The sequence below is a fragment of the Glaciecola petra genome (assembly GCF_031846345.1).
GTDB lineage: Bacteria > Pseudomonadota > Gammaproteobacteria > Enterobacterales > Alteromonadaceae > Glaciecola > Glaciecola petra.
Genome location: NZ_JAVRHX010000001.1, coordinates 1,644,680 through 1,660,156, shown reverse-complemented (window position 1 = coordinate 1,660,156; position 15,477 = coordinate 1,644,680). Strand labels below are relative to the sequence as shown.

Annotated in this window: 15 protein-coding genes; 11 read left to right on the top strand and 4 right to left on the bottom strand. The window is 41.0% G+C overall.

Annotation, left to right across the window (positions count from 1 at the left end; translation table 11 throughout):
• Positions 1 to 15: 15 nt before the first annotated feature.
• A complete protein-coding gene (gene asnS, locus RM552_RS07335; RefSeq protein ID WP_311368112.1) occupies positions 16 to 1,413 on the bottom strand; it encodes an asparagine--tRNA ligase in 1,398 nt (465 codons plus the stop codon).
• Here asnS and RM552_RS07330 point away from each other — a divergent pair.
• The 5 genes from RM552_RS07330 to RM552_RS07310 all read left to right on the top strand — a co-directional run bounded on the left by RM552_RS07330 (position 1,412) and on the right by RM552_RS07310 (position 6,019).
• A complete protein-coding gene (locus RM552_RS07330; protein WP_311368111.1) occupies positions 1,412 to 1,927 on the top strand; it encodes a hypothetical protein in 516 nt (171 codons plus the stop codon). The two genes, asnS and RM552_RS07330, sit on opposite strands and share 2 nt — an antisense overlap.
• A 339-nt stretch (positions 1,928 to 2,266) precedes the next feature.
• Positions 2,267 to 2,512: an EF-hand domain-containing protein gene (locus tag RM552_RS07325; RefSeq protein ID WP_311368110.1), complete on the top strand. Its 246-nt coding sequence runs from the start codon at positions 2,267 to 2,269 to the stop codon at positions 2,510 to 2,512.
• A gap of 6 nt (positions 2,513 to 2,518) precedes the next feature.
• Positions 2,519 to 4,069: a sensor histidine kinase gene (locus RM552_RS07320; RefSeq protein ID WP_311368109.1), complete on the top strand. Its 1,551-nt coding sequence runs from the start codon at positions 2,519 to 2,521 to the stop codon at positions 4,067 to 4,069.
• Complete coding sequence (locus RM552_RS07315) at positions 4,062 to 4,667, top strand: hypothetical protein (protein WP_311368108.1); 606 nt, start codon at positions 4,062 to 4,064, stop codon at positions 4,665 to 4,667. Before RM552_RS07320 ends, RM552_RS07315 begins: the two co-directional genes overlap by 8 nt.
• Before the next feature lie 11 nt (positions 4,668 to 4,678).
• On the top strand, positions 4,679 to 6,019 hold the full coding sequence (locus RM552_RS07310; protein WP_311368107.1) for a sigma 54-interacting transcriptional regulator: 1,341 nt from the start codon (positions 4,679 to 4,681) through the stop codon (positions 6,017 to 6,019).
• A 4-nt stretch (positions 6,020 to 6,023) separates the two neighbouring features.
• Here RM552_RS07310 and bioA read toward each other — a convergent pair whose 3' ends face one another.
• Complete coding sequence (gene bioA, locus RM552_RS07305; RefSeq protein WP_311368106.1) at positions 6,024 to 7,307, bottom strand: adenosylmethionine--8-amino-7-oxononanoate transaminase; 1,284 nt, start codon at positions 7,305 to 7,307, stop codon at positions 6,024 to 6,026.
• Between the two features lie 111 nt (positions 7,308 to 7,418).
• Here bioA and bioB point away from each other — a divergent pair, with 111 nt between their 5' ends.
• The 4 genes from bioB to bioD are packed head-to-tail and all read left to right on the top strand — an operon-like array spanning position 7,419 to position 11,460.
• Complete coding sequence (gene bioB / locus RM552_RS07300) at positions 7,419 to 8,588, top strand: biotin synthase BioB (RefSeq protein ID WP_311368105.1); 1,170 nt, start codon at positions 7,419 to 7,421, stop codon at positions 8,586 to 8,588.
• A gap of 7 nt (positions 8,589 to 8,595) precedes the next feature.
• Positions 8,596 to 9,855, top strand: a complete 1,260-nt coding sequence (locus RM552_RS07295; protein ID WP_311368104.1) for an aminotransferase class I/II-fold pyridoxal phosphate-dependent enzyme — start codon at positions 8,596 to 8,598, stop codon at positions 9,853 to 9,855.
• A gap of 13 nt (positions 9,856 to 9,868) precedes the next feature.
• Positions 9,869 to 10,777 carry a methyltransferase domain-containing protein gene (locus RM552_RS07290; protein ID WP_311368103.1) on the top strand — a complete coding sequence of 303 codons (909 nt, stop codon included), beginning with the start codon at positions 9,869 to 9,871 and terminating at the stop codon, positions 10,775 to 10,777.
• A 2-nt stretch (positions 10,778 to 10,779) separates the two neighbouring features.
• Positions 10,780 to 11,460: a dethiobiotin synthase gene (bioD, locus tag RM552_RS07285; protein WP_311368102.1), complete on the top strand. Its 681-nt coding sequence runs from the start codon at positions 10,780 to 10,782 to the stop codon at positions 11,458 to 11,460.
• On the opposite strand, the gene pepE is transcribed toward bioD, so the two are convergent.
• Positions 11,443 to 12,135 (bottom strand): dipeptidase PepE, encoded by a 693-nt coding sequence (pepE, locus tag RM552_RS07280; protein WP_311368101.1) that lies wholly within the window; start codon positions 12,133 to 12,135, stop codon positions 11,443 to 11,445. The genes bioD and pepE overlap by 18 nt on opposite strands.
• A gap of 266 nt (positions 12,136 to 12,401) precedes the next feature.
• On the opposite strand from pepE, the gene RM552_RS07275 reads away from it, so the two are divergent.
• A complete protein-coding gene (locus tag RM552_RS07275) occupies positions 12,402 to 12,881 on the top strand; it encodes a low molecular weight protein-tyrosine-phosphatase (protein ID WP_311368100.1) in 480 nt (159 codons plus the stop codon).
• Between the two features lie 2 nt (positions 12,882 to 12,883).
• Positions 12,884 to 13,849, top strand: a complete 966-nt coding sequence (locus tag RM552_RS07270; protein WP_311368099.1) for a FecCD family ABC transporter permease — start codon at positions 12,884 to 12,886, stop codon at positions 13,847 to 13,849.
• Between the two features lie 142 nt (positions 13,850 to 13,991).
• Here the strand turns inward: RM552_RS07270 and glpK are convergent, their stop codons facing one another.
• Positions 13,992 to 15,476 (bottom strand): glycerol kinase GlpK, encoded by a 1,485-nt coding sequence (gene glpK, locus RM552_RS07265; protein WP_311368098.1) that lies wholly within the window; start codon positions 15,474 to 15,476, stop codon positions 13,992 to 13,994.
• Position 15,477 lies beyond the last annotated feature (1 nt).

The window sequence follows — 15,477 nt, the reverse complement described above, 5'->3', positions numbered from 1 at the left end:
TTGCCTTTTCAGATCCTAATAATTTGCGTTACCAGGCGTACGTGGGAAAGGTATAACATCGCGCACATTTGCCACACCAGTTACATAAGCGACTATTCGCTCAAACCCTAAGCCAAATCCTGCATGGGGAACCGTGCCATATCTGCGCAAGTCTCTATACCAAGCATAATCTTGTGCATCTAAATTCATTTCTTTAAGACGGGCATCAAAAACATCAAGTCTTTCTTCACGCTGAGAACCACCAATAATTTCACCAATGCCCGGTGCGAGCACATCCATTGCGGCAACCGTTTTATTATCATCATTCAAACGCATATAAAATGCTTTAATATCTTTGGGATAATTTTGCATGATAATCGGCGCACCTACGTGCTCTTCTGCTAGATATCTCTCGTGTTCAGACGATAAATCAATGCCCCATTCCACAGGGAATTCAAATTTCTTACCACTTTTAATTAAAATATCGATTGCATCGGTATAGTCCATTCTGACAAAATCGTTGTCGACCACGGCTTGCATGCGCTTTACCACGTCTTTGTTGACGCGTTGCTCAAAAAACGCCATGTCGTCGGCGCGTTCTGCTAATACGGCTTTAAATATGTATTTCAGTAAGTCCTCTGAAAGCTGTGCAATAGTTGCCAAATCAGCAAATGCGACTTCAGGTTCAATCATCCAAAATTCGGCCAAATGACGGCTAGTGTTGGAGTTTTCCGCTCTAAATGTTGGGCCAAATGTGTAAACTTTTGACATAGCGGTACAGTAAGTTTCAACATTAAGTTGACCAGATACGGTTAAAAATGTTTCTTTACCAAAAAAATCTTGGCTATAATCCACATCGCCTTTATCGTCGCGCGGAATATTATTCATATCTAAGGTTGATACCCGAAACATCTCACCAGCACCTTCCGTGTCGGAAGCGGTCAAAATTGGTGTGCTTATCCAGCAATACCCTTGTTCATGAAAAAAACGATGAACCGCTTGAGATAGGCAGTTTCTAACGCGTGTAACCGCACCAATAATATTAGTACGTGGACGCAAATGTGCATGCTCTCGCAAGTATTCGATACTGTGACGTTTAGCAGCCATTGGATAACTGTCTGGATTTTCGACCCATCCCAAAATTTCGATACTGTTTGCTTCAATTTCAAGCGATTGACCCTTACCTTCTGACTGTTTGAGCATACCACTTGCTTTGACAGAACAGCCGGTGGTTAATCGTAATATGTCATTATAATTATCTAGGGTATTTAGCGCGACGACCTGAATGGGGTCAAAGCAACTGCCATCGTGAACGGCAATAAATGATAAACCGGCTTTAGAATCACGTTTTGTACGCACCCATCCTTGTATTTGAATGGTTGTGCCTGCTTGGTGCTTTCCAGCCAATACCTCGGCGACTGGGGCTGTTGTCATGGTTAACTCCACAGAATTGTCAGAAAATTTATTGTTGTTTGATTTTAATAGTATACTTTACTCAAACTATGATGACACTACTGTATTGACTAATATGACAAATAAAAAGCTGCCTTCTTCTAAAGTGGACGATATTGAGTTCACGTTGCCTAAGAATGTGGTCGATCGTCGCAAAAAATCGCGCAGTCATGACAAGCTTTACCAAATCATGGCGGGTATCAATGTGCTTGCTTGGATAGTGTTGATGCTCGCCTTGATTGTATTTCATTATGCTCGACCTGAATTTATTACTGGTGTGCAAAACTTTTGGGGTATTGAAGGGCGAGACTTTTGGGCAGAAGAACATTTAGGTGACTTACTGACACTTTTACAAATATGTTTGTTTTTAACCATTGTGACTATTGTGTTACGCGCCAAAAGGAATCGTCGCAAGATGGACCGATTTGGTGTTAACATATTGATTTTATTAATTATATCAATAACGAGTTTGGTCACTATTTATTTAACTATATAGCCTTCGTTTTTTATTTCGAGTAGTGTCTCGAGTAGTAATAAAGGCTTCACATTAGATGGCTTTCGTTTGCATTCTGTATACGTAGTGTTAAAAATGCTACAAGAATAAAAGCTATTTAATTCAATCACATAGAGCCTTTTAATTATCTATTGAGCATTTCTCCACCATCACCTTGTCGGTTTTTTGCGACTAAATTATCTCACAAAACCATCTTTATAAAATCTAACTTATTGATATTTATTGTTATTTTATATATGGCACAGTACTTGTAATGTCGTGGATGTAAGTATTTTTTGTGCAGCATATTTACTACGCTAACAAACGACAAAAGGACAAGTTATGACAAAGACTAATAAAATTATCTTAATTGGATTATGTGTTATCGCACTTCAAGCAATCGGTATTGCGGCTATTGCTCAAGAGAGCTTAATGAAAACGCTAGATACAGACCACGATGGACTAATATCGCTTAAAGAAGCAGCGGGACATGCAAAATTGCTAGAGCAGTTTTCTATTATCGACGTTAACGAAGATGGTTACATTAGCATGGACGAACTAAATGCTAGTGAAATTTCAAAAGGATAAGCATTATTGAAAAGTTTAGAAGGGACTGCTTTTACACCCATTGTGGCTTTATGCCAACAAAAGCAGTCTTTTCTTTTCATTAACAACTTGAACAGCAATGCTTTATTTGCAATGCTTGGCAATTATTTCACTTATTTTGGTCAAGTTGTGCAAGTACGATCACTCCGACAATTAATACTAGGCAGCTTCTTTGTTGCGCTAGTGCCTCTTATTGCCCTTTTGTGGCAAAGCCAACGCGACTTTGACTCTATGAGTCAGTTAACTGCAGAGAATACACAATTTTTTGTTTTTGTAACCTCTGAGCTTCGAGAAATAGAAGCCTTAGGAGATGATGTTGAACGTTTGGTTAGACAATATCAGGTGCTACCTAAAAATCAGTTACAACAATTAGCCGACAGCGCTATTGCCGGATATTCGAATAAGATATCTTTTATTTGTGACCAATTTGGCGATATTTCAGAATGTAATACGATTAATTTAAACTTGTCCCAACTTTCTGAATATCCGAGTTTTAATGATAACTTGTTGTTAGACGCACAACTTGCCGATTTGCGCCAATCACAGCAGCAACTCAGGCGCCAAGTACAGCAATTAATTAACCAAAGAATTTTGTATCAGCAAACTTATTTGGAAGAGATACAAAGTCGCCAAGGTTGGTCAACCGCATTTTTGGTGGTGCTTTCGTTGAGCTTAACCATTATTGCCGCGCAATTGATAATTAAACCAGTCCGCAAACTTAAATCAATAATAAAGAGTATTGCTAATAACGATTCCTCGATGCCAACACAAACTCAAGACGGCCCAAGAGAACTAATTGCGGTAGAACGTGATTTGTATTGGTTAAATGATCGATTACAACAACTAGAAAAGGTTCGCACAGCATTGTTGCGACATGCATCTCACGAGCTGAAAACACCAATGGCAAGCATTAAAGAAGGTTGTGAAATACTAGAACAAGGCTTGGTAGGTGAGTTGACAGACCCACAAAAAGAAGTGGTTGATTTATTAACTGTTTCAACTGAACGACTCAATTTATTAATTGTCAAACTGTTAGATTACAATGCGCTCTTACAACAAGCTGAACCTACCTTCGAGAATATAGCGTTACTCGATTTAATAAACGATTGCAGCCACCACTACAAACTCCTGCTTGCGCAAAACGACCAGTCTATTGTTATTGACGTAGATACTCAGCTAGAGGTTGTGAGCGACCCAGAATTGTTGAGACGCGCGATGGATAATTTGGTTTCAAATGCTATTGCGCATGGAACATTAGGCAGCCCAATCCATGTTAGAGCGAAAGATGTTGGTAGTAACACTATTATCGACGTAATGAACAGTGGTGAAGAAATTGCTCTTGCCGCACGCGGCGAAATATTTGAGCCGTTTAAACGTGGACAAAAAAGCCGTAACGACAAAGTTATTGGGGCTGGCTTGGGCTTATCAATTGTGAGTGATTGTGCAAGGTTATTGGGTGGTGATGTAACGATAATAGATGATAACAAAGCTGATGTGTGTTTTAGGATCAGAATTCCGATAAGGGAAAATAATGCTTAATCCATGTATGAGAATAATGGCTAGCATAGCGTTAGCCGGTTTATTAAGCGGGTGTGAGTTAGTGCCCAAATTCGTTAAAGATGCGCAACAAGACCAAGCATCAAATGGCATTCAGTTGTGTATGTCTGAAGACAATAAGGTCGAATTTAGTGAGTTTTGTAAATTAGAAAACTGGCTGATTTTTACCTTAGAAACAGAACAGCAAGAATGGTCACAAAGGAAATCAAAAATAGCAGTGTTAGGTGATAATCCAAGAGACTTATTAATAAAAATATTATTGAGTCAGTATCAGGATACGCCATATCAAAATCGTTTAAGAGCTCAAAATTGGGTGCTTAAGCTGCTTCCCAAAGTCGACCCTGACATGCGTGAGCTACTAAAAAGTATAGTTTACAATAACAGTCAACAATTACTGGAGTATGAATCTGCTATTACCCTTATTAGTCGCGTTAATGTGCGCCAAGAAAAAACAATACAAGACTTGCAAATTCAGCTTCAAGAACGTGAAGACAGATTACAAAAACAACAAGATCAAGTGGAGCAATTATTAAAGATTGAATCAGATTTGATTGAACAAAACCGAGGAAGTACCAGGTGAAAGGAGAAATCATGGACCAGCCAAAACCTAAAATTTTGTTAATAGATGATGACGAAACGCTTTTGCGTTTAATGTCAATCCGCTTAGAAGGTGAAGGCTTTGATGTGACAAGTGTGAACAACGCAACACATGCGTTAAGGTTAACTTATAACAATGCTTACGATGTTGTTTTAAGCGATTTAAGAATGCCAGGCATGGACGGCTTAGCGTTGTTTGATGAGATTTTGCAAAAACATAGTGATTTACCGGTTATTTTAATGACTGCTCATGGCAGCGTAAAAGATGCGGTTGCTGCAACGCAGCGAGGAGTTTATAGTTTTCTTACAAAACCAGTTGATCACAAAGAATTACGAAAAACCTTATTGCGCGCTATATCTAGCTCTAGCCGCCAAAGCATAGGTGAGTGGTGCGAAGACATAGTAACTCGTTCACCTGAAATGATCAGGCTATTAAAACAAGCGGAGCAAATTGCGACAAAAAATGTCAGTGTTTTGATATCAGGTGCCAGTGGCACTGGAAAAGAGTTGTTAGCAAAAGCGATTCATAATGCAAGTGATCGCAAAGACAAACCATTTGTAGCGATAAACTGCGGTGCTTTACCAGAAAACTTACTCGAGTCTGAGCTTTTTGGGCACGTTAAAGGTTCATATACTGGCGCCCACCAGAGCACTCAAGGCTTATTCAGAGAGGCTGATGGAGGGACTTTGTTTTTGGATGAAATTGGTGATATGCCGGTGTCATTACAGGTAAAGTTATTGCGGGCATTACAAGAAAGAAGTGTGCGACCAGTGGGGTCGAGTCAGTCTGTTGAAATTGACGTAAGGATTATTTCTGCAACCCATAAAAATTTGAACGAAGCTATGCAAATAAACGAGTTTAGGGAAGACTTATTTTATCGTTTAAATGTGGTGAACTTGGAAATTCCACCGCTTAAAGATCGCTTTGAGGATATTCCAATTTTGGCAGAACATTTGTTGCGTCAAAGTGCTAAAAAGCATGACATTAATGTACTTAAATTTGCTGATGATGCGATTAATTTGATGAGCACCTCTGAATGGCCCGGCAATGTGCGTCAATTAGTAAATGTGGTGGAACGTTGCGTGGCATTGACCAGTTCACAAATTATCCCCGCGAGTTTAGTTGAACAAGCCTTGTCACAAGAAAATCAATATTGGCCGACGTTAACAGAAGCACGCGACACATTTGAATATGAATACCTGTGTCGTTTGCTGCAATTAACAGAAGGTAATGTTACACGCGCTTCAGACTTAGCAGGTCGGAACCGCACCGATATGCATAAGTTAATGAAAAAGCACGGTTTAGTTGCTGCTGATTTCAGGTCGACAAATTAAGGCATTATGAAGGAGAAAAAGTAGCTTCAATACCTGCTTTAATTGCTTGTGTTAATACCGTGATGTCTTGCTTACTTGCGGTAAACGGTGGCATTACATAAATCAATTTGCCGAAGGGGCGTATCCAAGCCCCGTTTTCTATAAATACTCGTTGTATTTTGGCTACATCTACCGCTTGTTTCATTTCCACTACGCCAATCGCTCCAAGCGTTCGTATATCAGCAACGGCCGGATGTTTTTGTAAACTGGCTAGCTCTTGGGTAAGTTGTTGATAGATATCGTTGACTTCTTGCTGCCAATTGCGTGAAAGCAACAAATCAATACTGGCATTGGCCACGGCACAGGCTAATGGATTACCCATAAAAGTTGGACCATGCATAAACACACCGGGACTTCCTTCGCACACTCCTTGGGCAACTGTATCGCTGCAAAGTGTGGCTGCCAATGACATGTAACCTCCCGTAATTGCCTTACCTAAGCACATAATATCGGGGCTAACTTGAACATGGTCGCAAGCAAATAATTTACCTGTGCGTCCAAAGCCGGTTGCAATTTCGTCACATATTAAAAGTACATCATATTGGTCGCACAATTGACGACAGGTCTTTACATATTCTGGATGATACAACCTCATCCCGCCGGCTCCTTGCACAACAGGCTCGAGTATTAATGCGGCGATGCTGTGATGATTGGCCTCGAGAAGCTCTTGCAAAGGGGCAACATCATCTGGATTCCACTTTTGACCATATCGTGTTTGTGGCGCAGGGGCAAAAAAGTGTTCAATTAAGCTATTTTTAAATAAAGAATGCATCCCATTAATAGGGTCGCACACCGACATCGCGGCAAATGTGTCTCCATGATAGCCATTGCGTGGCGCTAACAAGCGGTTTTTTTCAGTGCGTCCTTGGCACGCCCAATATTGCAATGCCATTTTGATCGCTACCTCGACAGCTACCGAGCCAGAATCTGCTAAAAACACTCTATTTAAACCGCTTGGTGTAAGTGCAATTAATTTTTTACATAAAACAATGGCGGGCTCATGGGTAAGACCACCAAACATAATATGAGAAAAATTATCGAGCTGGGCTTTGGCCGCTTCATTGAGTTTAGGGTGATTATAGCCATGGATTGCAGCCCACCAAGAAGACATACCGTCGACGACAACACTTCCGTCTGCCAGTGTAATTTTAGTGCCTTCTGCATGTACCACTTCGTAGCACGGCAAAGGATTTATTGATGAGGTGTAAGGATGCCAAATGTGGCGTTTATCAAATTCAATATTGTTCAATTATTGACCTGTTGTAAAGTTTTCAAGTTGTTTTACATTGACAAATGTGGGAGGGCTCATAGACTAGTGTTTATTAACGCGAGAGTAAACCCTTTTAAAGAGCATAAATGAATGTCAAATGTCATGCCTGAAATACAATCCCCGTCGTCATCAATAACAACAGCAGATGCTCAAAACTCGAAGTTAGACGATTTTCGGCATGACTGGAGTATACAAGAAATAAACGATCTTTTTGCATTGCCCTTCAATGACCTCGTGTTTAAAGCACAAAGTATTCATCGGCAGCACTTTGACCCTAATCACGTTCAGGTGAGTACACTTTTGTCTATCAAAACGGGAGCATGCCCTGAAGATTGTAAATATTGTCCACAAAGTGCTCGCTACGATACAGGATTAGAAAAAGAGCGTTTACTCGAAATAGAAAAAGTGATTGAACGTGCCAAAGAGGCAAAAGCCGCAGGCTCTACTCGCTTTTGTATGGGCGCTGCATGGAGAAACCCCAAGGCCAAAGACATGCCTTATGTCACCGAAATGGTCAAAGAAGTTAAAAAATTGGGCTTAGAAACTTGTATGACCCTTGGCATGTTAGACCAGCATCAGGCACAAAGCTTAAAAGAAGCAGGCTTAGATTATTATAATCATAATCTTGACACTTCACCTGAATTTTATGGAGACATCATTACAACGCGTACTTACCAAGACCGTTTAACAACCCTTGAAAATGTGCGTTCTGCGGGCATGAATGTTTGTTCTGGTGGTATTGTGGGTATGGGGGAAAGTGCTGATGATAGATCTGGCTTATTGCGTCAACTAGCAAATTTGCCACAGCACCCTGAAAGTGTGCCAATCAATATGCTAGTAAAAGTTAAAGGGACGCCGTTAGATAATGTTGATGATCTTGAGCCATTTGAGTTCATTCGGACGATAGCAGTAGCGCGAATTATCATGCCTAAGTCATATGTGCGATTATCTGCTGGTCGAGAAGACATGAATGAACAAATGCAATCGTTATGCTTTTTAGCCGGCGCTAACTCAATATTTTATGGTTGCAAACTACTGACTACCTCAAATCCAGACACGCATGAAGATGTACAATTATTTAGAAAACTAGGCATTAATGCTCAAAAAACTCGGAGCCATTCCGACGAAGCATTTGAAGCTGTATTGTCAGAACAAATTGACGCAAATGCAGACAATCAAACAGGAAATAGCGCAGCGGGCAATAAAAAACCCTTATATATAGATGCAACTGAGAGCTCTATGTCAAAACAGGTAATATAAAGCCCTAATGAGTTTTGAACATTTAGCCAGAGACATTGACAAAAGGAAAGCCGAGCATCTGCTTCGTGTACGCACCCCGGTCACTATTAATCAAGGTGCATTAATACAAATTAACGACACCTTTTACTTAAATTTTGCGAGTAACGATTATTTGGGTTTAAGCCAAGATATTAGTGTGTTGCAATCCTATACCGAAGGCTTGTCTGAATTTGGTGCGTCTAGTTCTGCTTCATCGGTGTTAAGTGGCTATAGTATTGAGCACGAAAAACTTGAGTCAGTACTTTGTAGCGCACTAAACAAGCCTGCGGCAATGCTTTTTACCAGTGGATTTGCGGCAAACCATGCACTTTGCCAAGCGCTTTCGCCAGACAACTCACCGGCCTATATTGTGTGTGATAAGTATATGCATGCGTCTTTTATTCAAGGAGCAATAGACGCTTCTGCTATGTTAAAACGTTTTAAACACAACAATATGGCGCATGCTCAAATGCATCTTGAGAATGTGCCTCCCGCTATGCACAACAATAGTTTACTTGCTACTGAGGGCGTTTTTAGTATGGATGGGGATTACGGTGATATTGCGGCGCTTTCTAAACTAGCATCACAAACTGCCCATTCTGCTGATCATCTTAATAATCCGCTAAATAGTAAGTCGTTAGCAATAAAGCCGTGGCTTATGGTTGACGATGCCCATGCCTTTGGTGTTTTAGGAACGAATGGTTATGGGAGTTTGGATTTACCTATTGCTAGGCAAAGCGAAGCCAAAAATACGCCTGCCAACATCGATATACTGATGGGTACTTTTGGTAAAGCTGTTGGAACCAGCGGTGCATTTATAGCAGGCTCAAAAAGCTTGATCGACTACATGGTCAATAATGCAAAGCACTATGTATACAGTACTGCAATTAGTGCCGCTACAGCAAAAGCAACACGTCAATCACTAGCGCTGATTAAAGCAGGCCAGCAACGAGAGCGCCTGCATCAAAATATCAGTTTGTTCAAACGCCTTTGTGATGAACGAGGTATAGAATTAATGGCTTCTGATAGTGCGATTCAATGTCTTGTTGTGGGCTGTCCAGTAGCCGCATTAGAAATGAGTCAAAGGCTAGCCGACTTAGGGCTATGGGTACCTGCTATTCGCACGCCAACGGTGCCCAAAAACACCGATAGGCTGCGTATAACGCTATCTGCGTTGCATCAAAGCAAGGATGTTAGCGCTTTAGTTGATGCGCTTAGTATATGCATTCCCGAATGTATACACACATGAAGGGGCGACTAGTATGAAGGCAATAGCACAACGCTTCGATCGAGCAGCCCATCAATATGATCAATATTCAGGTTTACAAAAACAAGTCGCCAAGAGGGCATTAACTCTATTTAAGATGAATGCTAAATCAAACGCATTTGATGTTTGCATTGATTTGGGTTGTGGCACAGCCGATGCGACAAATGAACTTTCTCATTATGCAAGGGTGACTTTTGGCATCGATATATCATCTAAAATGTTGTTGCAAGCCAAAAGCAAACACCTAAAAGTCCAGAGCGCTAATAGCACCTTACAAAACCCAATGCTAGGATCAGAAAAATTACCCTCACAAATGTTACCCGAGGAACCACTGCATTTTATTAACGCAGACGCTGAGAATCTACCGTTTAAGTGCGCGACCATCGACGCGTTTTATTCTTCTATGGCATTACAATGGTGCAATGAACCTAAGCAAATAATGCAAGAAATCAAAAGGCTTATGAAACCAAATGGTATCGCCGTATTAGCGATCTTAATTGATGGTTCATTTTCATTTTTAAATCAAGCGTGGCGGGGCATTAATAGGCCTTCTAGACTTAACCAGTTTCATAGCCGAAGTACATGGCTGCACGCCGCTCAACTAGCTGGCTTAGCAACTCAAGACACTACCGATATTTTTAATACTGAACATCGCAATATTATTGATATGCTTGGCTCAATTAAACGAGTTGGTGCCAATCATAAGAATAGCGCGAAAAATAACCTTCCATTAGGCAGAAAAGAGCTCGCAAGTTTAGAGCAGAAAATGCGTATAGGCTCAGAATCAAAAAAGCAAGATCCGATACTTTTGGACTATAAATTAATGTTTGTATGTTTATCTCATATACGCAAAAACACTTCGCCAAGTCCTATCTCTACACAATCACAATTACTAGAAGTTTAACAATGAAAACATTTTTTATGACCGGTACCGATACAGACGCAGGTAAAACTGTTGCCAGTTCATTAATCTTGAAAGAATTGAATAATTTGTATCATTCAACCTTAGCATTAAAACCTATTTCCGCAGGGTGTGAAATGACCTCAGCAGGATTGCGAAATGAAGATGCGCTAACTCTGCAAGAGGCTGCTAATATAGAAATTGACTACGAGCTTGTTAATCCTATTGCTTTTGAGCCCCCAATAGCACCACATATTGCCGCGTCTAATCTCGGCAGAAGCATTGAGTTAAGCGATTTACAAGACTCCTTAGAAGAAGCCAAAAAGCATCAGGCAAGTTGTATTCTGATCGAAGGAGCGGGTGGTTGGCGATTGCCATTAAATAACAATGGCTTGTTTCTTTCAGACTTTGTTATTCAAAATCAAATACCAGTTGTTTTGGTTGTTGGCATGAAGTTAGGGTGCTTAAATCACGCTATTTTGACTCATCAAGCAATCTTACGTGACGGGCTTACTTGTGTCGGTTGGGTGGCTAATCAGCTCTCAGACGACATGCTTGAATACGATCAAAACAAGCAAAGCCTTATTCAAATACTCTCTTCACCGTTGTTAGCAGAAATTCCTTTTCAGCCTAAAGATATCAATCAAATAAATCTCACAGAGGCTTTTTTAAAGGTATTCACTTAAATCATCACTGCTGCTTATGGCCTGTTTACTATCACCATGAAATACATATCCTTCTTTACTACCAAGCATTGACAATTTGTTTCCTTTAACACGCAGTGCAGTGCCTTCTGGAATAGCCAAAACAGGCGTAATTGGGTTTAGCGTACAAAATTCAGCAATGCGTTGATCACGTGTTTCCCCATGATGCCCTTTGGGTGTGTAGTTTGTATAGTGAGGGTTTAGCTGCGCATTTATCAGTTTTAGTGAGTCAAAAGACGCAGGTTCAATGATTGGCATATCGTTAGTGGTGCAAATGCTCAAACCGCAAATGTTACTGCCTGCACTCCATCCAATATAGGGTGTATTGTGTTGTATTTTTTTCTGAATTAAGTCAATCAAGTCATTTTTGTATAGCTCGTGTAATAGACGAAAGGTATTGCCTCCACCAATCAAAATAGCGTTTGCTCGGCCAAGCGCTTGATTAGGATTCTTTTCGGTATGAATCCCTCTAATATTGGTATTTGAAAGGGCTTGTTGGACTTTTTCTGTGTAGGCGTCCCAACTGACAGTAACGCCTGCATGGGGAATAAAAAGTAAGTCTTTTTGTCCTTCTAATATGTCTGAGATCCAGCCTTGGGCATACCCTAAATAAGGGTGGTCTGCATATTTTGAGCTACTTAGCATGAGTATGTTCATATGAAAGTTCTTAAATCCTGAAATATATCAAGTAAAACTAACAGGCAACTATATATACTGCAACAGAAAAGAGACAGGCAATAGTTTGAGGCAAACTAATGACAGACAAACAATTAATTACGCTTTTGAAGGCGATTATGACAAGATCTGGCCATAAAACACAAAGCATCTAAAGTATAAGAAAAAAAGTCGATGCAAGCCTAGGTGTAAGTTTGATAAATCTCTTGTATAATCCTGCAGAATCAACCTCATAAAGGAATATCAGTGTGAAGCAGTCCCCGTCAGTACTTTTTGTTTGTCTTGGGAATATCTGTCGCTCACCTACTGCAGAAGGTGTATTTAGACAAAAGGCCATAAAAAACGGATTCGACGTTCATGTTGATTCAGCCGGCACGGCTGGATACCATAAAGCGGCTCCGCCAGATAAGCGCTCACAGCAAGTTGCTAGCGTGCGTGGATATGATTTGTCGACCTTAAAATGTAGACGAGTCACTGAACAAGACTACGAACAGTTTGATTACATTATAGCTATGGATAAAGCTAACGTTTCTGATTTGAAGCGCAAATGCCCTGACGAATTCCAATCTAAAATAAGTCTTTTTATGTCACATAGCCAGTCTGAGTTTGATGAAGTACCTGATCCTTATTACGGTGGCGGCAGAGGCTTTGAATTAGTATTAGATTTAATTGAAGAAGCATCGGATGGTTTACTATTAAAACTTTCTCAACAAGTTGATATGGAATAGTCTTGCCTCTTAGCTTACGCTACTTTTGTGTCTATATCTTTGTAGCGATTGCTTACCTTTTACCAAGTTTCGTGCTGGGTGACATTGACACTGAACTTCATATACTCAAAAGCTTAAAGCTTCCCGTGTTACTCACTGCGCTATTGGTAGGTTTTGCCATTGCTTGTGCATCCGCGGCACTCCAAGTTGTGCTAAATAACCCTTTGGCGGACCCTGGCATTATCGGTGTTTCGAGCGGAGCGAGTTTAATGGCCGCCATATTCTTATTTCTTTTTAGTAGCTTAGGTGTGTTCACCCAAATCGACATTGCGACCAATAGCATGTACTGGATGCCTTTGTTTTGCTTTTTAGGGGCTTGTGTCAGCGGCTTACTTATTTATATCCTGGCTAAAAAAATAGGGCGTTCAACTAGCAGTTTTGTACTTGCGGGTATCGCAATATCCACTTTATTTAGCGCACTAATCGCTTGGTTGTATTTAATCGCCCCGCCACAAGCCTTGCAAAGTCTAACGTTTTGGTTAATGGGCAGCTTAGCGTACACAAACGTCAACAGTTTAGCGGTAGTGGCGCCTATTATAATTGTCGCTAGTTTAGCGTTATTGGGATTGGCAACAAAAATCAATGCGCTTTATTTGGGAACAAGTGAGGCAGTGCTAGCGGGTATCGATGCCAAGGCTTTGCATGGGCGAGTTTTTTTGCTGGTTGCTTTGCTTGTTGGCGTCAGCGTTTCTATTGCTGGTTCAGTGGCATTTTTAGGCCTGCTAGTGCCGCATTCCATAAGACGTTTGCATGGGCATGATAATCAAACCGTATTGTTGTGCTCAGGAATACTAGGTGCAATAGTCCTTACCCTTTGTGCTTTTTTAAATGAATATCTTTTTAGTACGCATGTACCCCTGTCGTTGTTGACCGCTAGTCTAGGTGCTCCTGTCTTTTTATATTTGTTGTTTAGCACCGCTAAGCGCTAATAAAAGTCGTTTACTGCCTCTAACGGCCAAATGGGCTTATTTAACCGAGTAGGCTATTTCTTATGCATATATCAATACAACAATGGCAAGACTCAGGCGAATACATTCCTTGTGGGCCTTTAGCTTTAACCGTTTAGTTTATTCAATTCGCAAAAGCCAAAGTCGCCTTAACGGCAAGTTCCCACTTGTTTAACAAACGTTGCCGTGTCTGCAAACCTAATTCAGGCTTAAAAACACGGTCGATTTGTTTGTGAGCAGCAATGTCGTCTAGCGTGTTGTAAATACCGTTTTGCAGGCCAGCTAGATAAGCTGCACCTAAAGCAGTAGACTCCATTATTTTAGGGCGATGAACGTCTATTTGTAAAATATCGGCTAAGAATTGACACAACCAGTCGTTGGCTACCATGCCGCCATCTACTCGCACTTTGGTAGAGGGCATACCGTCATTCTTCATTGCGGTAAGTAGTTCATGGGTTTGATAACAAACCGCTTCTAATGCGGCCCTTGCAAAGTGAGCAGGCCCTGTGCCGCGAGTCATGCCGAAAAGGCTCGCTCTGGCGTTAGGATTCCAATGTGGAGCCCCCAAACCTGCAAAGCCGGGCACAAGAAAAACCCCATGATCGTAATCGAGAGATTCGGCCAACACTTGACTTTGTTTAGCGTGCTGTAAAACATTGATACCGTCGCGTAACCATTGGATATTGGCTCCCGCAGTAAATATAGCACCTTCAAGTGCATAGGTCGTTTTACCACTGAGTCTATATCCAACTGTAGTTAGCAGTTGATGTGTAGACATTACTGGACTTTCACCGGTATTTAACAATGCGAAACAACCTGTTCCATAGGTACTTTTTAAATCGCCGGGTTCAAAGCATGATTGTCCAATTAATGCCGCTTGTTGGTCACCTGCGACACCACTTATAGGGATATTAGTACCGAGAACTTTAGCACTAGATGTACCAAAATCCGCAGCGCAGTCGAGTACTTCTGGTAATACGCTTTTGGGTATATCAAACAAATTGAGTAAATCGTCATCCCATTGCTGAGTATGTATATTAAACAGGTTTGTACGACACGCATTAGTAGCGTCTGTCACATGGCGTTGACCTTCTGTTAGGCGCCAAATTAAAAAGCTGTCTACGGTGCCAAAGGCCAATTTCCCTTTGTTGGCCAAGTTACGCGCACCTTCAACTTCATCTAATATCCATTTAATTTTACTGGCAGAAAAGTAGGGGTCTAATAACAGACCTGTTTTGGCCCGAACTTCGGTTTGATGTTGTGCAATACTTTCACAATATTGCGCGGTGCGTCGGTCTTGCCAAACAATTGCGGGATAAATCGCTTTACCCGTTTCTTTATTCCATACCAAGGTGGTTTCGCGTTGATTAGTAATACCGATGCAACTTATTGTGACACCTTTGCTTTCGGCATTTTCTATGGCCTCTTTACAACTGTCTAGGGTGGTTGACCAAATTTCCTCGGGATCATGTTCTACCCAGCCATTAGCTGGATAATGTTGTGCAAATTCTTGTTGTGCACTAGCAAATTGATGGCCATCAGGACCAAATACTATTGCTCTGCTCGAGGTCGTTCCTTGGTCTATCGATAAAATACCTTGTTTACTCATT